This is a genomic window from Mesorhizobium sp. M0074, from assembly GCF_040322975.1.
In the GTDB taxonomy this organism is placed as follows: Bacteria; Pseudomonadota; Alphaproteobacteria; order Rhizobiales; family Rhizobiaceae; genus Mesorhizobium.
Window position 1 is genome coordinate 233,763 of sequence record NZ_JAMYUM010000002.1, and the last position, 19,633, is coordinate 253,395.

Genomic DNA, 19,633 nt, shown 5'->3' on the forward strand with positions numbered 1-19,633 from the left:
GATTTTATGCACGTCGCCCAACAGTGCGCAGCGGTTTTGCGACAACGACATGCACAAAACAGAACTAAAGCGCAACGCGCTTTAGCGGGGCGCCAGCACCATCATCATCTGACGGCCTTCGAGCTTCGGTTCGGCTTCGACCTTGGCGATGGGCGCCACTTCCTCGCGAACCTTGTTCAGAAGCTGCATGCCGAGTTCCATATGCGCCATCTCGCGACCGCGGAAGCGCAGCGTCAGCTTAACCTTGTCGCCTTCCTCGAAAAAGCGCCGGACGGCCTTCATCTTGGTCTCATAGTCGTGGCTGTCGATGTTCGGGCGCATCTTGATCTCCTTGATCTCGATGACCTTCTGGTTCTTGCGCGCCTCGGCCGCCTTCTTCTGGTTGGCGTATTTCAGCTTGCCGAGATCGAGGATTTTTACGACGGGCGGCACTGCATTGGGCGATATCTCGACCAGATCGAGCCCCGCCTCTTCGGCGAGCAGCAATGCATCGTTGATGGAGACATCGCCGCGGTTCTGGCCTTCGGCGTCGATTAGCTGGACCCGGGGAACCCGGATGTCACGGTTGGAGCGCGGGCCTTCCTTGGTGGGCGCCGCTGCTTTGAAAGGTCTGCGAATGGTCGTGGTCTCCTTGAGCCGTTTCGTTAAGGGGTTCTTCAGTTCAGAATTGCGAACGCGCAATGTGGTGAGCGCGCGGTCGGAGTCAATAGCACAGCATTCTCAGGAAATCACCTGCTCGATGGAATGCTCCTCTGCACCAAGCGAAGAAAGTGGCGGAGCACTTTTCGTTGAATGCCTTGCTGTGTCAAAAGACCGGCGTGAGGGAATACACCATGACCACCACCCCGATCTTTCTGGACGTCGACGGGACGAGCATCGCCGTCAGGCATGCGACAGGTGCCGAGCCCGGCATCGTCTGGCTCGGCGGCTACAAATCGGACATGCTGGGCACCAAGGCCGAAACACTGTCGGAATGGGCGCGCAAAGAAGGTCGCGCCTTTCTGCGCCACGATTATTCCGGCCACGGCGAATCGGGTGGCGCCTTTGCCGACGGCACCATCTCGAAATGGCTGGGCGAGAGCCTGGCGGTTTTCCGCCGCTTCACCCAGGGCAGGCAGATCCTGGTCGGCTCCTCGATGGGCGCCTGGATCGCACTGCGCATGGTGCAGGAGTTGCGCAAGGCGGGCGAGAACAGCGTCGCCGGCCTTGTGCTGCTGGCGCCGGCGCCCGATTTCACGTTCGAACTGGTGGAGCCGGTGCTGACCGGGGCACAGAAGCGCGACCTCAGGAAAAAGGGCTTTTTCGAGGAGCCGTCGGACTATTCAGCCGAGCCTTACATCTACACGCGCGCACTGATCGAGGACGGCCGCAACAACCGGGTGATGACCGGGCCGATCGACACGCACTGTCCGGTCCACATCCTGCAAGGCCTTGCCGATCCCGACGTGCCGTCGAGCCATGCGTTGAAGCTGGTCAGCCTGCTGCCGGCCGACGACGTCACGCTGTCGCTCATCCCCGACGGTGACCACCGCCTGTCGCGGCCTCAGGATCTCGACATGCTGGTGCGGGCAGTGGACGCGATGGTGCGGCAGGCGGGATAGATTCAGCCGTTGCGGAACGTATAAGCATATCCGTTGATGGCCGGAGCGCCGCCAAGGTGGGCGTAGAGCACTTTCGATCCCTTGGGAAAATAACCCTTGCTCACGAGATCGATCATGCCCTGCATGGATTTTCCCTCATAGACCGGATCCGTGATCATGCCTTCAAGACGCGCGCAGAGACGGATTGCTTCCTTCGTCTCCTGCGAGGGGACGCCGTAGACCGGATAGGCATAATCTTCGATCAGGACGACATCGTTCTCATCGAGCTCCTTGCCGAGTTCGACCAGCGTCGCGGTGCTCTGCGCGATCTTGAGCACTTGCGCCTTGGTCTGCGCCGGAGTGCAGGATGCGTCGATGCCGATCACCTTGCGCTCGCGGCCGTCCTTGGCGAAGCCGACCAGCATGCCGGCGTGAGTCGAACCGGTGACGGTACAAACGACGATGTAGTCGAAGGCAAAGCCGAGCTCCTTCTCCTGCGCGCGGACCTCCTCGGCAAAGCCGACATAGCCCAGGCCGCCATATTTGTGTACCGAAGCCCCGGCCGGAATTGGATAGGGTTTGCCACCCGTGGCCTTCACATCCGCGATTGCCTGTTCCCAGCTTTCCCTAATCCCGATGTCGAAACCCTCATCGACCATCTGGACATCAGCGCCCATGATCCGGCTCAAAAGGATATTGCCGACGCGATCGTAGACGGCGTCCTCGTGGGGCACCCAGCTTTCCTGCACGAGGCGGCACTTCATGCCGATCTTCGCCGCGACGGCCGCCACCATGCGCGTATGGTTGGATTGGACGCCACCGATCGACACCAGCGTATCGGCGTTTGAGGCGATCGCGTCCGGGACGATGTATTCGAGTTTGCGCAGTTTATTGCCACCGAAGGCAAGACCGGAATTGCAATCCTCCCGCTTGGCATAGAGATCGACCTTCCCGCCGAGATGACCACCAAGCCGCTCCAGTTTCTCGATATGGGTCGGCCCGAATGTGAGCGGATAACGTTCGAATTTCTCGAGCATGAGAGTGCCCTCGCTTGTTCCATTCATTGCGGTGTGGTGCGATGAACACTATCAGCTCTGACTTGAAATGTGCTCTCAAAGATCGAGCCCAGAATATCCAAAATATCGCTTCATGGCATTAAAATGTCATATATATTTAATTCTTAATCCGAATAGCGGAAGAATCTTTCATGCGCGCAGCGCTCGACCGGATCGACCTGAAAATGTTGCGCCTGCTCCAGGGCAATGGGCGACTGACCAACGCGGAGCTGGCGCAGTCGGTCGCTGTTAGCCCGGCGACGTGCCACCGCCGGACGCAACGCCTGATCGATGAAGGCTACATCAGCCATGTCAGGGCGATGGTGACCCCGCAGAAGGTCGACAGAGGCGCGTTGGTGATGGTTGGCGTCGTACTCGACCGTTCGACCCCGGAGAGTTTCGCGGAATTCGAAAAGGCCGTCGCCAAACTGAAATTCATCCTCGACTGCCATCTGGTGGCAGGCGACTTCGATTATTTTCTGAAGATCAGGGTTGGTGACATGGCGGATTTCAACCGAATCCACGGGGATCAATTGATCGCACTGCCTGGCGTTCGCCAGACGAGAACCTTCTTCGTGATGAAAGAGGTCGTCGACAATGCGCCTCTGGATTTTTGAACGGACGGCTTCGAAGCGTCAAACCATTGCACTAAGCCAGCAGACGCGATCGGCGCTGGATTTTCACTACGAACCGTCGGCGGCATTGCCCCCTTACGGGGCTTGGCTGCTCTTTTCCTCGAAATGCTCAAAAAGCGATAATCATTTCAGCCGCTTGTCCGGTTTTGGCGGTTGCTGTCTTGAATCGCCGTTTTCTTCATCCCATTTCGATTCCACGCAGCCGGAATTGGCTGTCTCCAACTGAAGGATTGGGAGAAATGAACACATCTGCATTGATCCGTCCGGCCTGGACGCCGGCGACCATCGCGTTGATGGTGATCGGGTTCATGGTGTTCTGGCCGCTCGGCTTCGCCATGCTCGCCTACATCATCTGGGGCGACCGGCTCGAGGGCTTCAAGCGCGACGTCAACCGCGCGACCGACGGCATCTTCGCCGGCTGCCGCCGCGGCTCCGACAAGGCCGCGCGCTGGGGCCATGGCTCCGCCCGCACCGGCAACGTCGCTTTCGACGACTGGCGCGAAAAGGAACTCGAGCGGCTTGCCGAGGAACGCCGCAAGCTCGACGAGATGCTGAGCGAGTTCGATGAATATGCCCGCGAATTGCGCCGCGCCAAGGACCAGGAAGAGTTCGACCGCTTCATGGCCAACCGCAACAAGTCGACATCGCCCACGACCGGCGGGTCAACCGGCTCGACGACGAACAACAAACGCGGCGGCAACTCCACGCCAGGCCTGCTCGACGAGTAAGGTCCCGTGCCCAGATAGATAATCCAAACGGCGTCGCGTCAGCGGCGCCGTTTCTTTTTTGTTCTAGTCGTTTCCCTCGAATCACGTATCGTCCCGGAATGTCCTTCGGCTTCTTCCGCACCCCGACGAAACCCAAGCCCACGCCCGTCGTGGAGCGCGAGCATTGCGTTGCCGGCCGCACGCTGCCGCTCAAGATCGTCGAGAACGACCGGGCGCGGCGCCTGACGCTGCGCATCGATTCCGGCGGCCGCGGTTTGCGCATCACCGTGCCGCCGGGGCTGCGCCGCGGCGAGGTGGAAAAATTCCTCGACCGCCATCAGGACTGGCTGGAGCAAAGGCTGGCCAAGGTACCCAACCGGCCGCAGGTGCGGCCCGGCATCAAGGTGCCGGTGCGCGGCGTGCCGCATCGCATCGTCCATGAACCGTCGAAACGCGGCACCGTCACGCTGTCGCGCGACGAGCGCGGGCCGCTGATGATCGTGCATGGCGAACGCGTGCATCTGCCGCGCCGCATCGCCGATTTCCTCAAGCGCGAAGCCAAGCGCGAGATCGAAGCGCTGGTGACCAAGCACAGTGCTGCGGTCGGCAAGCGCGCCAAGGCGATCCGCTTCAAGGATACGTCGAGCCGCTGGGGATCGTGCACGTCGGACGGCAATCTGTCGTTTTCCTGGCGCATCATGATGGCGCCGCGGCCGGTGATAAACTACCTCGTCGCGCATGAGGTGGCGCATCTCAAGGAGATGAACCACGGCCCGAAATTCTGGAAACTATGCGAGCAGCTTTGCCCGGATACCGAGCGCTGCAAGGATTGGCTCAAGCGCAATGGCGGCGCGCTGCAGGCGATCGCGTTCGAGTGATTGATGCCTGCGCGGATCGAATACCGGCTGATTGGAGCGGGCTGGGCGATGTGCGATGTCACGGTTGGGGACCTTCAGGCGACCGTGGCGGCGTCTTATCTGGGCGATGCCCTCAACGAGCTGCTTGGCGCTACGCTGAACGCGCTGAAAGGCACCAGGTATTCGGTCGCACGCTTCTGTGATGAACCCGGTGAGTATCGCTTCGTACTGGTGCCGGAAGGCGCTTTTGTCAGAGTGCAGATACTGGAATTTTCAGAAATCTGGTCTGACGAGCCAGACGACTTCGGCGAGGTGAAACTTGAAGCCACATGCGGGTTGCGAGAGTTCGCAGAAGCAGTTCTCAGTGCCGCGCGTGAGGTTTTGAACACACATGGCCTCGAAGGTTACAAGGAAAACTGGCGCAAACATGACTTTCCGTTGGAGGCCATGAACAACCTAAGTCGCGCGTTGAGAGGAGGAACACTCCATTGACAGAGTGCGCTTTTGATCAGGGCTTAATTGCTCAATCGTCATTCGCCGCGTTCAACTCCTCCGGCCGCAGCCCCTCGTCGGCGTGGCGCGGCCAGGGCAGGAAATCCTTCTCGAAGCCATCGTTGCTGAAATAAGCCAGCGCCCGGTGCGCCTCGGCGCCATTGAAGGCTGCCTTGTCCATCAAATGAGCGATGACCTCATGGGCCTGCGCCAGCTTTTGCCTGAGTTCCGCGACGGTCTTTTCCGGCATGATCTTTGTTCTCCCGCCTTTGTGCCTGAGCAAGTAAGCGTTGCGCTCTTATATTAGCAAGGTAGCGCGTTCCGCTCTTACATTAGCAAGGTAGCGCGTTCCGCGCTGGCGGCAAACAGGATGCTTCTTCTCGACTCTTTGGCCGTTTCGTGCCAATCCCGCGCCATGGCGCTCGACATCAAGATATGCGGGTTGAAGACCGACAAGGCACTGGCTGCGGCATTGGCCGGCGGCGCCAGCCATGTCGGCTTCATTTTCTTTGCCAAAAGCCCGCGCTATGTCGAGCCGGCGGAAGCTGGCCGCCTGCGCGAAGCGGCGCGCGGCAGGGCCAAGGCGGTTGCGGTGACGGTCGACGCCGGCGACGCGTTTCTGGATGAGATCGTCGAAAAAATGCAGCCCGACATGCTGCAGCTTCACGGCGCCGAAACCCCCGAGCGGGTGGCCGAGGTGAAGTCGCGCTACGGCTTGCCGGTGATGAAGGCGCTGCCGGTCAGCGAGGCCGCCGATCTCGGGCGGGTCAAAGCCTTCATCGGCATTGCCGACCGCTTCCTGTTCGATGCCAAGCCGCCTAAGGGTTCGGAATTGCCGGGCGGCAACGGCCTTGCCTTCGACTGGCGCATTCTTGCCGGCCTTGACGCCGGCGTCGATTACATGCTTTCCGGTGGGCTCAATGCCGGCAATATCGGCGACGCCCTTCGGCTGGCGAACCCGCCCGGAATAGATGTTTCCTCGGGCGTGGAGAGCGCGCCGGGCATCAAGGAACCGGCGCTGATCGAACAGTTTTTCCGGGCCGTCGGGGCAGCACGCGACAACCGCGCCGCCTGACCGCGCTTCAAACCACAGACCAGGAGATCGGCGATGGACAAGCCGGCGATACCGAATTCCTTCCGCACCGGCCCCGACGAGCAGGGCATGTTCGGCATTTTTGGCGGTCGTTTCGTTGCCGAAACGCTGATGCCGCTGATCCTTGAGCTGGAGCGGCACTGGAACGAGGTCAAGAACGACCCGGATTTCAAGGCCGAGCTGACCGATCTCTCGACGCACTATGCCGGGCGACCGTCGAAGCTCTATTTCGCCGAAGGCCTGACCAGGCATCTTCGCGAGGTTTCCTCGGCGAAGGGCCTCCGGGGCGGCGCAAAAGTCTATTTCAAGCGCGAGGACCTGAACCACACCGGCTCGCACAAGATCAACAACTGCCTCGGCCAGATCCTGCTCGCCAAGCGCATGGGCAAGACGCGGATCATCGCCGAGACCGGCGCCGGCCAGCATGGCGTCGCGTCCGCTACAGTGGCGGCGCGCTTCGGGCTTCCTTGTATCGTCTATATGGGTGCAACCGATGTCGCCCGGCAAAGCCCCAACGTCTTTCGCATGAAGCTTCTGGGCGCCGAGGTGCGGCCGGTGACCGCCGGCCACGGCACGCTGAAGGACGCCATGAACGAGGCGCTGCGCGATTGGGTGACCAATGTCGAGGATACCTATTACCTGATCGGCACCGCCGCCGGCCCGCACCCCTATCCGGAGCTGGTGCGCGACTTCCAGTCGGTGATCGGCACCGAGGCGCGTGCCCAGATCCTCGAGCAGGAAGGCCGGCTGCCGGACACCATCATCGCTTGTGTCGGCGGCGGCTCGAACGCCATCGGCCTGTTCCATCCCTTCCTGGATGACAGGCAGGTGCGCATCATCGGCGTCGAAGCCGGCGGCCGCGGGCTCGACGGCATCGAGCATTGCGCCTCGATGAGTGCCGGCGCGCCCGGCGTGCTGCATGGCAACCGCACCTACCTCCTGCAGAACGCCGACGGCCAGATCATGGACGGCCACTCGATCTCGGCCGGCCTCGACTATCCCGGCGTCGGGCCGGAGCACTCATGGCTGCGCGATTCCGGCCGCGTCGACTATGTGCCGATCCTCGACGACGAGGCGCTGGAGGCGTTCCAGCTGACGACACGCGTCGAGGGCATCATTCCGGCGCTGGAATCGGCCCATGCCATCGCGCAGGCGGTGAAGATCGTGCCTGATATGGACAAGGACCAGATCGTCATCGTCAACCTGTCCGGCCGTGGCGACAAGGACGTGCACACAGTGGCCAATATGCTGGGCATGGAGATCTGATCATGGCCACTCGCATCGACCGCCGCATGGCAAAGCTGAAGGCCGAAGGTCGACCGGCACTCGTCACCTATTTCATGGGCGGCGACCCGGACTACGACACCTCCCTGTCGATCATGAAGGCGCTGCCCGGCGCCGGCAGCGACATCATCGAGCTCGGCATGCCGTTTTCCGATCCAATGGCCGACGGCCCGGCGATCCAGGCGGCCGGCCTGCGGGCGCTGAAGGGCGGCCAGACACTGGTCAAAACGCTGAAGATGGCCTCGGAATTCCGCGCCGGCGACAGTGAAACCCCGATCGTCTTGATGGGCTATTACAATCCGATCTACATCTACGGCGTCGAGCGCTTCCTGAGCGATGCGCTGGCCAGCGGTATAGACGGGCTGATCGTCGTCGACCTGCCGCCTGAGATGGACGAGGAGCTTTGCATCCCGGCACTCAAGGCCGGCATCAATTTCATCCGGCTGGCGACGCCGACCACCGACGACAAGCGCCTGCCCAAGGTGCTGCAGAACACGTCGGGTTTCGTCTACTACGTCTCGATGACCGGCATTACCGGTTCGGCGCTGGCCGACACCGGCAAGGTGGCGGCAGCGGTCAAGCGCATCAAGAGCCATACCGACCTGCCGGTCTGCGTCGGCTTCGGCGTCAAGACCGCCGAGCAGGCGCGCACCATCGGCGCGTCGGCCGACGGCGTCGTTGTCGGCACCGCGATTGTCAATGCCGTCGCCAACGTGCTCGGGCCGAAGGGCGAAAAGACCGCCGATCCGGCCGAGGCCGTCGCCACGCTGGTCAGCGGGCTTTCGCAAGGGGTTCGCGCGGCTCGCCTTGCTGCCGCCGAATAATCTTCCTACGTCTTCTTAAGGGACAGGAGCCGAAGCGATGAACTGGATCACCAATTACGTCCGTCCGAAGATCAATTCGATGCTCGGCCGCCGCACCGACATGCCGGAAAACCTGTGGATCAAGGATCCCGAGACCGGTGAAATGGTGTTCCATAAGGATCTGGAGCAGAACCAGTTCGTCATTCCGTCCTCCGGCCATCATATGAAGATATCGGCAAAGGAACGGCTGAAATTCTTCCTCGACGACGGCAAATACGAGACGCTGGAAAACCCCAAGGTCGTTCAGGATCCACTCAAGTTCCGCGACGAAAAGCGCTACATTGACCGGCTGAAGGATGCCAAGGCCAAGACCGGCATGGAAGATGCCATCATCAATGCGCTGGGCACGGTCGAGGGCCTGCCGGTGGTGGTGACGGTGCAGGATTTTGCCTTCATGGGCGGCTCGCTCGGCATGGCGGCCGGCGACGCCATCGTGCATGGTTTCGAGGTCGCCTTGCAGCGCAAGCGGCCGCTGATCCTGTTTGCGGCCTCCGGCGGCGCCCGCATGCAGGAAGGCATCCTGTCGCTGATGCAGCTGCCACGGACCACGATCGGCGTTGACAGGCTGAAGGAGGCCGGCCTTCCCTACATCGTCGTCCTGACCAACCCGACGACCGGCGGCGTCACCGCCTCCTACGCCATGCTGGGCGACGTGCACATTGCCGAGCCCGGGGCGCTGATCGGCTTTGCCGGACCGCGCGTCATCGAGCAGACCATCCGCGAAAAGCTGCCCGACGGCTTCCAGCGCGCCGAATATCTGATGGAACACGGCATGGTCGACATGGTGGTGTCGCGGCTGGAGATGCGCCAGACGGTTGCGCGGCTGCTGAGAATGCTGCTCAAGCTGCCGGAAGAGCAAAACCCGCGGGAGCCGGAAATTCTGCCGCCGGTGGCGATACCGGCCGAAGCCCGGCCGCAAGCCTGACGCGACATCACGCGGCGCGAGCGGCTGTTGTGTGCCGTTGTGCGCGCGCGTAGGATTCCTTCATGACCACGCTTGCCGCCGACCGCGAAATCGAAAGCCTGATGGCGCTTCACCCGAAGGGCTTCGACCTTTCGCTCGACCGCGTTTCGCGGCTGCTCGAGCGCCTCGGCAATCCGCAAGACCAGTTGCCGCCGGTCATCCACATCGCCGGCACCAACGGCAAGGGCTCCTGTGCTGCTTTTTCACGGGCGCTGCTCGAAGCCGCCGGCTACCGCGTCCACGTCCACACCTCGCCACATCTGGTGAACTGGCACGAGCGCTACCGGCTGGCCGCAGATGGCGGCGGCAGGCTGGTGGACGACAAGGTCTTCGCCGAAGCCATCGCCCGCGTCGCCAAAGCCAATCAAGGCCAGAAGATCACTGTCTTCGAAATCCTCACCGCCGTCACCTTCCTGCTGTTTTCCGAACATCCGGCCGATGCCGTCATCCTCGAGGTTGGCCTTGGCGGCCGCTTCGACGCCACCAATGTCATCGCCGAGCCGGCCGTGTCGGTGATCATGCCGGTGTCGCTCGACCACGAAGCCTATCTCGGCGACCGCGTCGAGCTGATCGCCGCCGAAAAGGCCGGCATCATCAAGCGCGGATGCCCGGTCGTCATCGGCGCGCAGGAAAGCGAGACGGCCCAGCAGGTGCTCATCGAAACCGCCGAGCGGCTCGACTGCCCCGCCTTCGTCTATGGCCAGGATTTCCTTGCCTATGAGGAAAACGGCCGCATGGTCTATCAGGACGAAGACGGATTGATGGACCTGCCGCCGCCGCGCCTGCCGGGGCGCCATCAATTCGCCAATGCGGCGGCGGCGATCGCGGCGGTCAAGGCGGCCGGCTTCGAGATCAGCCACCGCGCTGCCGAGAAGGCGATGGCGAATGTTGCCTGGCCGGGCCGCATGCAAAAGCTGCCACAAGGCCGGCTGAGTGAACTGGCGCCGAAGGGCGCCGACATCTGGCTCGACGGCGGCCACAATCCCGGCGCTGGCGTGGTCGTCGCCGAGGCGCTGGCCGAGCAGGAGGAAAAGAACCCGCGTCCGCTGTTCCTGATCTCGGGCATGATCAACACCAAGGACCAGAGCGGCTATTTCCGCGCCTTCAAAGGGCTGGTCCGGCATGTCTACACCGTGCCGGTGAGCCTGAGCGACGCGGGCGTGCCGAACGACGAGCTGGCGACCCGCGCCATCGAGGCCGGCCTGTCGGCCGAACCGGTCAGTTCCGTCGCCAATGCGCTGATGCTGCTGCGCGACACATGGGACGGACCGCCGCCGCGCATCCTGATTGGCGGGTCACTTTACCTGGCCGGCGCGGTGTTGGCCGAAAATGGTACGCCGCCGGTTTGAGGCGTGCTTCAGCCGGGCCACGGTGACGCCACACTTGTCAGACCACCGCGAGGAGCCAATCATGATCAAGGTAAAGCAGCTCGCACACGTTTGCATTTTCGCGAATGACCTGGAGATGACGCGAAGCTTCTATCGGGACGTCCTCGGCATGGACACCCAGTTCAATTTCCTGCGCGACGGGAAGATTTTCGGCTTCTACCTCAATTGCGGCAGCCGTAGCCATGTCGAGGTGTTCCAGAAAGACGGCGCCAGCTATGGCGACTTGAACCAGATCAACCACTTCTGCCTCGAAGTGGAAAACATCGACGCCGCGATCATCCATCTGAGGTCAAAGGGCGTTGATGTCACTTCCAAGAAACGCGCGTGCGATGACACCTACCAGGCTTGGATCCGCGACCCCAACGGCGTGAAGATAGAACTGTTCGAATATACTGAGAAAAGCGCACAATTCGTCGGCGGCGATCGTATCGCGGATTGGTGATCGCGCCTCGCCGGACAATTGTAGCGGCGCAGCCGATGGTTGGTGGACTACTTCAGCTCGACCTCGATGAAGGCGAATTCGCCATCGTTTGCGCTGATGACGTCATGTTCGACGCCCTCGTTGCGGAAATACGGCGAGCCCTTCTTCATCTCGGCAAAGGATTCGCCATCCTTGGTCAGGAGCTTCACCTTGCCGTCGGTCAACGGCACGATCACATAGTCGTGGCCATGGCGATGCCAGCCGGTGTTGTCTCCCGGGGCGAAGCGGTATTCGGTGACGATGACGCGCTCATTGTCGATGAAGACGGTGGCCTTGGCGGATCCGGTCATATCGCTTCTCCTTTGAATTCAGAAGAGAAGAATACCGGGCGGCAAGCCGCGAGTGCCAGAGCGGCCCACCAATGACGCCAGCAAAAGAAGGCCCGGCGCGAGGCCGGGCTTTTCTGCAAAATTTTGATCGGATCAGGCGAGGCTGCCGTTGATCCAGTGCGACAATGCCGTTTTCGGCGCAGCACCGACCTTCATGTCGGCGACTTCACCGCCCTTGAAAATCATCAGCGTCGGGATCGAGCGTACGCCGAACTGCGCGGCCAGCTCAGGATTCTCGTCGATGTTGAGCTTGGCGATCTTTATCTTACTGCCGAGTTCGATGGCGATGTCCTCGAGCGCCGGGGCGATCATCTTGCACGGGCCGCACCATTCCGCCCAGAAATCGACCACGACCGGCTCCTTGGCGTTGAGCACGTCGGCCTGGAAATTGCTCTTGTCGACCTTGACGGTGGCCATGCTGAGATCCTTTCGATTTGTTCGTCGCACCAAATGTGGTGGTGATCGCGTCCGTCTTCAAGCAAGTGTTGTGTCACGCTCCCGTGAGTCTAGCAAGCGCATCGTCCAAGGCCGCCGCCGGCAGCTCGATCAGCCGCGGCGCCTCGGTGAACAGCAGCGCCGCCGAGACCTCGCGTCCCGGATAGAGCGGCTGAAGCAGCGCGCGATAAAGTGCTAGCTGCAGAACATAGGCTTGCGGCACTTCGGCGAGCGTAGCTGGCGCTGGCCGATTGGTCTTGTAGTCGACGATCGAAACCTTGTCCGGCGTTACTGCCAGCCGGTCGATCTTGCCGGAAATCGAGCGCAGTTTGCCCCTTACCTCCAGGCTGCCCATGATGGCGACTTCGGCGCGCGAGTTTGGCGCAAACAGCGGCGCGAAGCGGCTGTCGGCAAGAATTCTGAAAACGCCAGCCAAGGCCTTGTCGTGCTCGTCGTCGAGCCATTCCGCGCCGGCTCTTGCCAGATAGCGTTCGGCGGCATCCCGGCGTTTTCCCTCGGCGATGCCGGGCAGCATCTGCAGCAATTTGTGCAGCGCCAGCCCGCGCATGACGGCAAAGCCGGGCTCGGCGTCGGCATCCAGTACCGGCGAATGCGTGTCGGCCACCGCTTGCCGCGCCTCGTCGATCAGCACCGAGGCGCCGGACGGCGAGAGCGGCCGCGGCAATTCCTCGAAGGGCGGCAGAGGCCGGAACAGGGTTTCAAGCAGTGGTGCAAAGCGTTCCGCCTGTCGTGCCTCATTCACTGCCGCCAGTGGCATGGGCGGCAGTTTCGTCACCTGGAAACGATGCACGGTCTCGCCAGTGGCGGGATGCCGGCGTTCTTTGCTCTCCGCGGCACCGACCAGTGCGCGGCTGACGATCGAATGCCAGGTGCCGGTATTCGGCGCCCGCTTGCCATGGTAGCCGCAGACGATCAGCCGATCCTCGGCGCGGGTCATGCCGACATAGAGCAGCCGGCGGTATTCGTCGTCGGCGAGCTCGCGGGCGCGGGCCGATGCGGCGCGTGAAAACCCATTGGCGACATCGCTGGCCGAACGCCAGAGATAGCCCTTGCCCTCCCAGCAGTCGCCCGAGCCTTCGAACGGCATCAATCTCGGCAGATGCTGGTCGCTGAACGGCGCGGAACCGCCATCGACAAGGAATACCACCGGCGCTTCCAGGCCTTTGGCGGCATGCACGGTCATGACGCGAACCTCGTCGCGGGTCTGGTCCATTTCGCGCTTGATCTCGGGGCCGGCGTTTTCCAGCGTCGACAGGAAGGATTCCAGCCCTGGCAGGCCGGTTCGCTCCTCGGCCAGGCAGAAATTCAGGAATTCGTCGAGGATATCGCCGGCCTCCGGACCGAGCCGCGCGATCATCTTCTTGCGCAGGCCGTCGCGGGCGAGAGCTGCGGCATAGAATTCGAACACCGGCTTGAATGCGGCCTCGTTCGACCATGTGTCGAGCCGACTGACGACGGCGGCCAACGCCTCGCTTTCGCCGACATGCCGGCGCAGCGAGGCGATCAGCGAGACGCCCGACGGCCTCTGGGCAGCAAGCGCGAAAAGCTGCTCTTCCGAAACATCGAAGATCGGGCTGCGCAGCACGGCGGCCAGCGACAGATCGTCCTCGGGCTGGATGAGAAAATGGCCAAGTGCGATCAGGTCTTTCACCGCGACGTGGCCGGGCAGGCTGAGCCGGTCGGCGCCGGCCACCGGAATGTCGCGGCGCTTCAGCGCCCGCGTCAGCGCATGGACGAAGCGATCGCGCTTGCGCACCAGCACCAGCACGTCGCCGGGGCGGAGTTTCTTGCCGCGGCCTTCGATGACCTCACCGTTGCCGATCCAGCCGGCAATCGTTGCGGCGACGTTTTCAGCGACGCGGACTGCCGGCGCGTGGGCATGGTCGACCGCTTGCGTCCAATCGTCTGGTTCCTCGACGACGTTGGCGCCGATCGACGGCCAGACCTCGACATGACCCGGCGCATCGGTGCGGATCGCCTTGTGGTCGAGCGGATCAGGATCGTGGCTGATGCCGCGCCGCACGTTCGGGTCGGCAAAGACCCGGTCGACGGCGGCAAGAACATCTTCGGTCGAGCGGAACGACCAGGTCAGCTTGAGATCGGCGAAGGCGGCGGCGGCGGATCTAACTTTGCCGGCAAACAAAAGCCGGCTGTCGGCAAAGGAATCCGGGGCGGCTCCCTGGAAGGAATAGATCGACTGCTTTTCGTCGCCGACAGCAAAGATGGTGCGGTGGACCGCGTCGCGTGCGCCGAGCCCGGCAAAGAACTCCTCTGCCAGCCGCTTGACCACCTCCCACTGGTCGGGACTGGTGTCCTGCGCCTCATCGAGCAGGATGTGGTCGATGCCCTGGTCGAGCTTGTACTGCACCCAAGGGCCGGCATCGGGCCGTGCCAAAAGGTTGACCGTACGGGTGATCAGGTCGTTAAAGTCGAGGAAGCCGCGGGCGCGCTTCAATTGCTCGTAACGGGCGATCAGCCAGTCGGCGATGGTCAGCGCCGCACGCGTGCCTTCCAGCATCCTGAACAAGGCCAGCCGGTCGGAGATTTCGAGAATGGCGTCGACCGCCGCCAGATAACGTTCGGCAAGATCGGGTAGCCGGTCAAGCAATGCCCTTTTAAATGTCTTTGCCGGATCGTAAGGCTCGCCGTCGGCCCTCAGGAAAGCCTTGGAGAGCAAATTCAGGCGACGTACCGGATCCTCCTCGGCAAAGGCAAGGCGGGCGTATGGCAGCAGATTGTTCAGCACGATGCGCGCATCGGCGGCCTCGGCCGCCCGTGAAAAGATGACGAGATAATCCGGCAGGAAGCCGGGCAGCGGCCAGACCGAGGCGGCTATACCTTCGGCCGTCTGGCCGGCGCGGAAATGGAACTCGTCGAACAGCGCCTGAAAACCATCGCCGCCGGCCGCGGTGATGAACGCACGCAAACCATCGCGCTTGCGCACGATCTCGGCCAGCAATGCGTCGAGCCCATGCTCGCCGCCGCGCTCCAGCACGGTGGCGAAGGCGTCGGACAATGCCGCATCGCCTGCAACGCCGCCCGAAATCATGTCGCGGCGGGCGGCGGCAAACAGCGATGCCTCCATTTGCGGATCGAGCATTTCGAAATGCGCAGGGATATTGGCTTCCAGCGGGAACTGATGCAGCACCGATTCGCAGAAGGCGTGGATGGTCTGGATCTTCAGCCCGCCCGGTGTTTCCAGAGCCTCGGCAAACAACCGCCGCGCCCGGCGCATGGTTTCGCGGTCGGGCTGGCGGCCGTCCAGCGCCTCTATCCGTGTCGAGAGCTCGGCATCGCCCAGGGCCGTCCATTGCGACAGGGTCGAAAACACCCGGTTCGACATGTTGGCGGCGGCGGCACGCGTATAGGTCAGGCACAGGATCTTGGACGGATCGGTGCCGCGCAGCAACAGCCGGATAACGCGCTGGGCGAGTACATGGGTCTTGCCGGATCCGGCATTGGCCGACACCCATGCGGAATTGCGCGGATCGGAGGCGCTTGCCTGACTGGCGACAGTGTCGCTTGGAATGGGATAGGCCTTTTTCATGCCTCCCCTCCCTCGTCGTCGGCATCGCCGCCGGCCGACCATTCGAGCACGCGGGCGAGATGGTCGTAATCGCCGTCGGTCTCACCCTCGCGGAACGGCAACGCCCGCGACAAATACCCGGTCGTCGGGTCGGCATAGTGGATCAGCAGCTTTTCCAACCTCGCCCAGGCCTCTTCGGCGAGATCGGCGGCGGTTCGCGGCTTGCGGTTGTATTCGAGGATCGATTCTTCGAACACCTCGCCATTCGGCCTCAGCCGCACGAAAGCCAGTTGCGACGGCTCACAGGCGCCAAGCTCCTTGAAGGCGCCGCGACGCAGCAGCGCGCCCTCCAGCGCCAGTTGCGGCGCGAGCAGCGTGTGCGCCTGCGCTTTGGATGGCGAGGAGCCGGTCTTGTAGTCGAGGATGTCGGCCATGCCGCCAGCCAGCAGATCGATTCGATCAGCGTAGCCGGACAGGGTCACGCCGGATCGGCCGACACCGGTCTTTTCGGCGCGTTCCTCGGCGTGCCGCCGTGCCACGGCGGCGGCCCGGCCGCGCTCCCATTCGATGATGCCGGCGGCAAGCTTTTCAAAACGCGGCCACCACACCGCCTCGACATCGGCCGGCAGGGCCGCCTCGGCAAAGCAGGAGCGGCCTGCGGCGATGAGCCCGTCCAGCGCCTCCGGCGCGCGCGGGTCGGCCACCCTCGCCGAGAAGAGGTGCAGAATGGCGTGAAACAGCGTGCCACGCTCGGCGGCGCCCGGATCGCGAATGACCGGATCGAGCGGCATCAGGCCGAGTATCCTTCTGGCATAGACCGCATAGGGATCGCGGCGTAGCGTTTCGATCTCGGTGACCGAGAAGTGGTGCGGCCGCGCGGCGAGCGGCGGTTTCGGCTGCGGCCTCGGCGCAAAGTCCTGCTTTTCGCCGGCATCGAGCGCACGCGCCCAGGCAAGCAGTTCGTCGCCGCGCCGGCGAAGTGCAGCAGCGTGGTCCTCGCCGACGAATGTAAGGATGCGCTGCAGCCAGCGCGAAGGTACCGACGGTCCGTCGCCGGAGCGGCCGGAGCGAGCCAGCACCACTTTTTTGGCGCCCATGGCCATCTGGAAATCATGGGCGGCAAGGCCGATGCGCCGCTCGGGCGGTTCAAGATCGATGCCGGTCTTCATCAGCCGCGACATGAAGCGGTCGCTCTCCGGCTTGCGCGGCCACACGCCTTCGTTGAGCCCGCCGACGACCAGCGTGTCGACATCCTGAAGCCGCGCTTCCAGCACACCCCAGATGGCGATGTTCCTGTCGGTGCCCTGCGCCGGCTTGACCGTCTCGGGCGCGATCAGCGCCTCCATGACGTCAGGCCATTCGTCAGCGGCGAAGGAGAACGACACCGAGGCCGCGACCAGCCCGCGCAAGAGCTCGGCGAGCTTTTCGCCGGCATCGCCCGCATAGAGTTCGCTCAGGCTGCCGTCAGCGGCGCGGCCGAGACTTTCGAGCGCAACGACGCTGGCGCGCACAAGGGTGGCAAGATCGGCATTCTCGTCGCCGCGAAAAGCAACCAGCGGCGCCAGCGCGGCCGTTAGCCGGATCAGCAGGTCGCGCGCCTGTTCGATGCGCCTGACCGAAAGCCGCGGCCACCAGAAGGGTGGGCGGCGATTGCCGCCGCCGTCGAATTCGAGGAGCCGGGTGTCGAAGAGCTGCGGCAGCGACGCCACGTCCGGACGCCCTGTGCCGCCGCGCAGCCCCACGAGTTCGACGATTTCGGCCGCATAGCGCACGCTTGCCCGCTCCAGGCCGAGGCCAAGCAGGGGATGCTTGAGCAGCGACAGCAGGGCGACGGGGTCGCCCGGGCGGAAGGCTGCCTGAAGCGCCAGCCTGAGCAGGCTGGCGGCTGGTGTGTTGATCAGCGGCGTGCCGCCGGAATCGTCGGCGGCAACGCCGAAGCGCAGCAGCTCGACTGAGACGCGCCGCGCCAGAGCGCGGTCGCCGGTGACGAGTGCGGCGCGCTGGCCGGGCCATTCGACGGCCTGTTTGAGCGCGACGGCGATCGCCACGGCTTCGTCGCGTTCGCTGGCGGCTTCGAGAAGCGTCACATCGGCGAAGGCCTCGGCAATATCGCCGGCCCTAAAGCGAGCGCGCGTCTCGGCCCAGAGCTCGGTGGTCTCCGCCGGGCGCAGCGCTTCGCCGACAAGTGCGGCGCGCAGCGCAAGCGGTCGCGGCGCAACAGCAATCTCCTCGACATCGGCGCGCGGCACGCCGATCTTGCCGATCAACTTTGCCAGGCCGTATTGCGGGTGGCCAAGCACGGCTGGGCGCGCGCCCGGTGTGGTGATCGCGACAAAGGACGGCTCGTCCAACGCCCGGTCGAGCCCGGGCAGCACGACGGCGCCATTGGGCAGACCGGCGATCACGGCAAGCAGCTCGGCCGTGGCGGGAATGGAGCCGGTGGAACCGGCGGCGATCACCGGTCCGGCTGGCGGATTACGCTTCAGCCGCGCCGCCTCCAGCCTTATCAGGGCATTACGATGCGCGGCCGGATTGGAACGATGGCGTTCCTCGAGCAGGTTCGGCCAGTTCTCCGTCACGATGGTCAGGAAGTCGAGTGTCACCTGCCACCAGCCTGCAAGATTGCCGGTTACAAGGTCGGCGAGCCTTGCCCAATCCGTGCCTTCGGTGTCGATCTCATCCATCAGGCGTGCAAGGTCGCGCGCCAGCCAGATGGCGTCGGCGGCGGAGGCCGGTATGACAATCTCCTCGTCGAACAATGCCGCGACATGTGCCGGCAGGCGGCGTTTCCACGCCCGCACCAGCGGCGCAAGCAGCAGAAGACGCTCGACCGCGGCGATCGGCGGCGCAAGGTCGATGGCGACCGAAGCTCCTGCCTCGAAGGCGGCTTCATCTTCATCGAACTCACCAAGCGGGCGGATGACCGGCAGGATCGCCGAGCGGCTTCCCGAGCGCGAGAGAGCATCGACGAAGACGCCGCGAAGCGCCCGCGCCGCACGGCGCGTCGGCACATAGATGGTGAGATCGGCCAGCGCCAGCGGATCGCCGTCATAGGCGAAGCCGGGAACCAAGCGCCCCGCAAGCAGCGCCTCGGCCAGCGTCGGCAGGAACGGCGCTCCGGGCGGGATCGAGAAAACGCGGCGGGAGCCGCTCATTTCGACTCGGTAAGAGCGCCGGGTGCCTCAGCAACAGCATTGGGCGTGCCGGCAAGCGCGGCGGCGACCGCTGCTTCCGCCCGCGAGATCGCGTCAGGTGTGCCGACAGTAATCCAGTGGCCCTGCATTTTCATGCCGAACAGGCGGCCGGCGGCGATTGCCGCATCGAAATAGGCGTTGAGAGAGTGTGGACCGGCCGGCGCATCCTTGAAGATGCGCGGATGGACGATTGCGGCGCCGGCATAGATCAGGCCGGCGGGATCGTTGTTCGCACGCCGCAAGGCGCCGTCCGGCGCCACCAGGAAATCGGTGCCGCCGCTATGTCCGGTTGCCGACTGGAGATCCGCAAGCATCAGCAGAATGTCCATTGTCGCGCCCTCCCATGCAAGCGCAAGACGCCTGAGATTGGAGACGCCGCTGTCGATCCAGAAGGTGTCGGCGTTGAGCACGTAGAAGGGCACCCCTAAACTGGGCAATGCCTTGACGATACCACCGGCGGAGTCAAGCAAGCCCCTACTCTCATCCGAGATGACGATTCTCGGCGCACTGCGGCGGGCTACATGGTCCACGATCTGTTGCGGGAGGTAATGGACGTTGACGACGGCCTTGGCGACGCCGGCTTCGGCTAGGCAGTCCAGCCCCCAGTCGAGCAATGTCTTGCCGGCGACCTTGACCAGCGGCTTCGGCATGGTGTCGGTGATCGGCCGCATGCGCTTGCCGAGCCCGGCGGCGAGCACCATGGCGGTCGTCGGCATCGGCTGCTCATCC

20 protein-coding genes are annotated in these 19,633 nt (G+C 63.5%); 12 read left to right on the top strand and 8 right to left on the bottom strand.

The window, feature by feature from the left end; all coding sequences use genetic code 11:
• Positions 1-81: 81 nt before the first annotated feature.
• Complete coding sequence (gene infC / locus NKJ73_RS04115; RefSeq protein WP_023677573.1) at positions 82-618, bottom strand: translation initiation factor IF-3; 537 nt, start codon at positions 616-618, stop codon at positions 82-84.
• Positions 619-833: 215 nt separating this feature from the next.
• Here infC and NKJ73_RS04120 point away from each other — a divergent pair, with 215 nt between their 5' ends.
• Positions 834-1,601 carry an alpha/beta hydrolase gene (locus NKJ73_RS04120; protein WP_352568472.1) on the top strand — a complete coding sequence of 256 codons (768 nt, stop codon included), beginning with the start codon at positions 834-836 and terminating at the stop codon, positions 1,599-1,601.
• A gap of 2 nt (positions 1,602-1,603) precedes the next feature.
• Here NKJ73_RS04120 and NKJ73_RS04125 read toward each other — a convergent pair whose 3' ends face one another.
• A complete protein-coding gene (locus NKJ73_RS04125; RefSeq protein WP_352568473.1) occupies positions 1,604-2,617 on the bottom strand; it encodes a 1-aminocyclopropane-1-carboxylate deaminase in 1,014 nt (337 codons plus the stop codon).
• A gap of 170 nt (positions 2,618-2,787) precedes the next feature.
• Between NKJ73_RS04125 and NKJ73_RS04130 the strand changes: the two genes are divergently transcribed.
• The 5 genes from NKJ73_RS04130 (at position 2,788) to NKJ73_RS04150 (ending at position 5,326) form a co-directional block, all read left to right on the top strand.
• The gene (locus NKJ73_RS04130) at positions 2,788-3,252 is read left to right on the top strand and encodes an Lrp/AsnC ligand binding domain-containing protein (protein ID WP_352568474.1); all 465 of its coding nucleotides are present in this window, start codon (positions 2,788-2,790) and stop codon (positions 3,250-3,252) included.
• Entirely contained in the window at positions 3,233-3,496 is a 264-nt protein-coding gene (locus NKJ73_RS04135; protein WP_352568475.1) for a hypothetical protein, read from the top strand. The genes NKJ73_RS04130 and NKJ73_RS04135 overlap by 20 nt, the downstream gene beginning before the upstream one ends.
• Before the next feature lie 13 nt (positions 3,497-3,509).
• Complete coding sequence (locus NKJ73_RS04140) at positions 3,510-3,998, top strand: DUF2852 domain-containing protein (protein WP_023677569.1); 489 nt, start codon at positions 3,510-3,512, stop codon at positions 3,996-3,998.
• A gap of 98 nt (positions 3,999-4,096) precedes the next feature.
• Complete coding sequence (locus NKJ73_RS04145; RefSeq protein ID WP_352451640.1) at positions 4,097-4,855, top strand: M48 family metallopeptidase; 759 nt, start codon at positions 4,097-4,099, stop codon at positions 4,853-4,855.
• 3 nt (positions 4,856-4,858) lie between these two features.
• On the top strand, positions 4,859-5,326 hold the full coding sequence (locus tag NKJ73_RS04150) for a hypothetical protein (protein ID WP_352568476.1): 468 nt from the start codon (positions 4,859-4,861) through the stop codon (positions 5,324-5,326).
• A 31-nt stretch (positions 5,327-5,357) separates the two neighbouring features.
• On the opposite strand, the gene NKJ73_RS04155 is transcribed toward NKJ73_RS04150, so the two are convergent.
• Positions 5,358-5,576 carry a hypothetical protein gene (locus NKJ73_RS04155; protein ID WP_023677566.1) on the bottom strand — a complete coding sequence of 73 codons (219 nt, stop codon included), beginning with the start codon at positions 5,574-5,576 and terminating at the stop codon, positions 5,358-5,360.
• 165 nt (positions 5,577-5,741) lie between these two features.
• Here NKJ73_RS04155 and NKJ73_RS04160 point away from each other — a divergent pair, with 165 nt between their 5' ends.
• The 6 genes from NKJ73_RS04160 (at position 5,742) to NKJ73_RS04185 (ending at position 11,360) form a co-directional block, all read left to right on the top strand.
• Positions 5,742-6,401: a phosphoribosylanthranilate isomerase gene (locus NKJ73_RS04160; protein ID WP_352568571.1), complete on the top strand. Its 660-nt coding sequence runs from the start codon at positions 5,742-5,744 to the stop codon at positions 6,399-6,401.
• A gap of 33 nt (positions 6,402-6,434) precedes the next feature.
• Positions 6,435-7,685 carry a tryptophan synthase subunit beta gene (gene trpB, locus NKJ73_RS04165; RefSeq protein WP_352568477.1) on the top strand — a complete coding sequence of 417 codons (1,251 nt, stop codon included), beginning with the start codon at positions 6,435-6,437 and terminating at the stop codon, positions 7,683-7,685.
• A 2-nt stretch (positions 7,686-7,687) separates the two neighbouring features.
• On the top strand, positions 7,688-8,527 hold the full coding sequence (gene trpA / locus NKJ73_RS04170) for a tryptophan synthase subunit alpha (protein ID WP_023677563.1): 840 nt from the start codon (positions 7,688-7,690) through the stop codon (positions 8,525-8,527).
• Positions 8,528-8,564: 37 nt separating this feature from the next.
• Positions 8,565-9,491: an acetyl-CoA carboxylase, carboxyltransferase subunit beta gene (accD, locus tag NKJ73_RS04175; RefSeq protein WP_023677562.1), complete on the top strand. Its 927-nt coding sequence runs from the start codon at positions 8,565-8,567 to the stop codon at positions 9,489-9,491.
• Positions 9,492-9,553: 62 nt separating this feature from the next.
• Positions 9,554-10,879 (top strand): bifunctional folylpolyglutamate synthase/dihydrofolate synthase, encoded by a 1,326-nt coding sequence (locus NKJ73_RS04180; RefSeq protein WP_352568478.1) that lies wholly within the window; start codon positions 9,554-9,556, stop codon positions 10,877-10,879.
• Between the two features lie 61 nt (positions 10,880-10,940).
• Entirely contained in the window at positions 10,941-11,360 is a 420-nt protein-coding gene (locus NKJ73_RS04185; protein WP_352568479.1) for a VOC family protein, read from the top strand.
• 47 nt (positions 11,361-11,407) lie between these two features.
• Here NKJ73_RS04185 and NKJ73_RS04190 read toward each other — a convergent pair whose 3' ends face one another.
• From NKJ73_RS04190 to NKJ73_RS04210, 5 genes are all read right to left on the bottom strand, one after another.
• Complete coding sequence (locus NKJ73_RS04190) at positions 11,408-11,689, bottom strand: cupin domain-containing protein (RefSeq protein ID WP_254815949.1); 282 nt, start codon at positions 11,687-11,689, stop codon at positions 11,408-11,410.
• A 132-nt stretch (positions 11,690-11,821) separates the two neighbouring features.
• Positions 11,822-12,145, bottom strand: a complete 324-nt coding sequence (gene trxA, locus NKJ73_RS04195; RefSeq protein WP_023677558.1) for a thioredoxin — start codon at positions 12,143-12,145, stop codon at positions 11,822-11,824.
• Positions 12,146-12,218: 73 nt separating this feature from the next.
• A complete protein-coding gene (addA, locus tag NKJ73_RS04200) occupies positions 12,219-15,731 on the bottom strand; it encodes a double-strand break repair helicase AddA (protein WP_352568480.1) in 3,513 nt (1,170 codons plus the stop codon).
• Entirely contained in the window at positions 15,728-18,865 is a 3,138-nt protein-coding gene (addB, locus tag NKJ73_RS04205) for a double-strand break repair protein AddB (RefSeq protein WP_352568481.1), read from the bottom strand. Before addB ends, addA begins: the two co-directional genes overlap by 4 nt.
• Entirely contained in the window at positions 18,862-19,620 is a 759-nt protein-coding gene (locus tag NKJ73_RS04210) for a nucleotidyltransferase family protein (protein WP_352568482.1), read from the bottom strand. Before NKJ73_RS04210 ends, addB begins: the two co-directional genes overlap by 4 nt.
• Positions 19,621-19,633 lie beyond the last annotated feature (13 nt).

Bases quoted from the DNA above. Each gene is read 5' to 3' on its own strand.
- NKJ73_RS04120 (WP_352568472.1), top strand. From the start codon at position 834: ATGACCACCACCCCGATCTTTCTGGACGTCGACGGGACGAGCATCGCC.
- NKJ73_RS04125 (WP_352568473.1), bottom strand. From the start codon at position 2,617: ATGCTCGAGAAATTCGAACGTTATCCGCTCACATTCGGGCCGACCCAT.
- NKJ73_RS04130 (WP_352568474.1), top strand. From the start codon at position 2,788: ATGCGCGCAGCGCTCGACCGGATCGACCTGAAAATGTTGCGCCTGCTC.
- NKJ73_RS04135 (WP_352568475.1), top strand. From the start codon at position 3,233: ATGCGCCTCTGGATTTTTGAACGGACGGCTTCGAAGCGTCAAACCATT.
- NKJ73_RS04140 (WP_023677569.1), top strand. From the start codon at position 3,510: ATGAACACATCTGCATTGATCCGTCCGGCCTGGACGCCGGCGACCATC.
- NKJ73_RS04145 (WP_352451640.1), top strand. From the start codon at position 4,097: ATGTCCTTCGGCTTCTTCCGCACCCCGACGAAACCCAAGCCCACGCCC.
- NKJ73_RS04150 (WP_352568476.1), top strand. From the start codon at position 4,859: ATGCCTGCGCGGATCGAATACCGGCTGATTGGAGCGGGCTGGGCGATG.
- NKJ73_RS04155 (WP_023677566.1), bottom strand. From the start codon at position 5,576: ATGCCGGAAAAGACCGTCGCGGAACTCAGGCAAAAGCTGGCGCAGGCC.
- NKJ73_RS04160 (WP_352568571.1), top strand. From the start codon at position 5,742: ATGGCGCTCGACATCAAGATATGCGGGTTGAAGACCGACAAGGCACTG.
- trpB (WP_352568477.1), top strand. From the start codon at position 6,435: ATGGACAAGCCGGCGATACCGAATTCCTTCCGCACCGGCCCCGACGAG.
- trpA (WP_023677563.1), top strand. From the start codon at position 7,688: ATGGCCACTCGCATCGACCGCCGCATGGCAAAGCTGAAGGCCGAAGGT.
- accD (WP_023677562.1), top strand. From the start codon at position 8,565: ATGAACTGGATCACCAATTACGTCCGTCCGAAGATCAATTCGATGCTC.
- NKJ73_RS04180 (WP_352568478.1), top strand. From the start codon at position 9,554: ATGACCACGCTTGCCGCCGACCGCGAAATCGAAAGCCTGATGGCGCTT.
- NKJ73_RS04185 (WP_352568479.1), top strand. From the start codon at position 10,941: ATGATCAAGGTAAAGCAGCTCGCACACGTTTGCATTTTCGCGAATGAC.
- NKJ73_RS04190 (WP_254815949.1), bottom strand. From the start codon at position 11,689: ATGACCGGATCCGCCAAGGCCACCGTCTTCATCGACAATGAGCGCGTC.
- trxA (WP_023677558.1), bottom strand. From the start codon at position 12,145: ATGGCCACCGTCAAGGTCGACAAGAGCAATTTCCAGGCCGACGTGCTC.
- addA (WP_352568480.1), bottom strand. From the start codon at position 15,731: ATGAAAAAGGCCTATCCCATTCCAAGCGACACTGTCGCCAGTCAGGCA.
- addB (WP_352568481.1), bottom strand. From the start codon at position 18,865: ATGAGCGGCTCCCGCCGCGTTTTCTCGATCCCGCCCGGAGCGCCGTTC.
- NKJ73_RS04210 (WP_352568482.1), bottom strand. From the start codon at position 19,620: ATGCCGACGACCGCCATGGTGCTCGCCGCCGGGCTCGGCAAGCGCATG.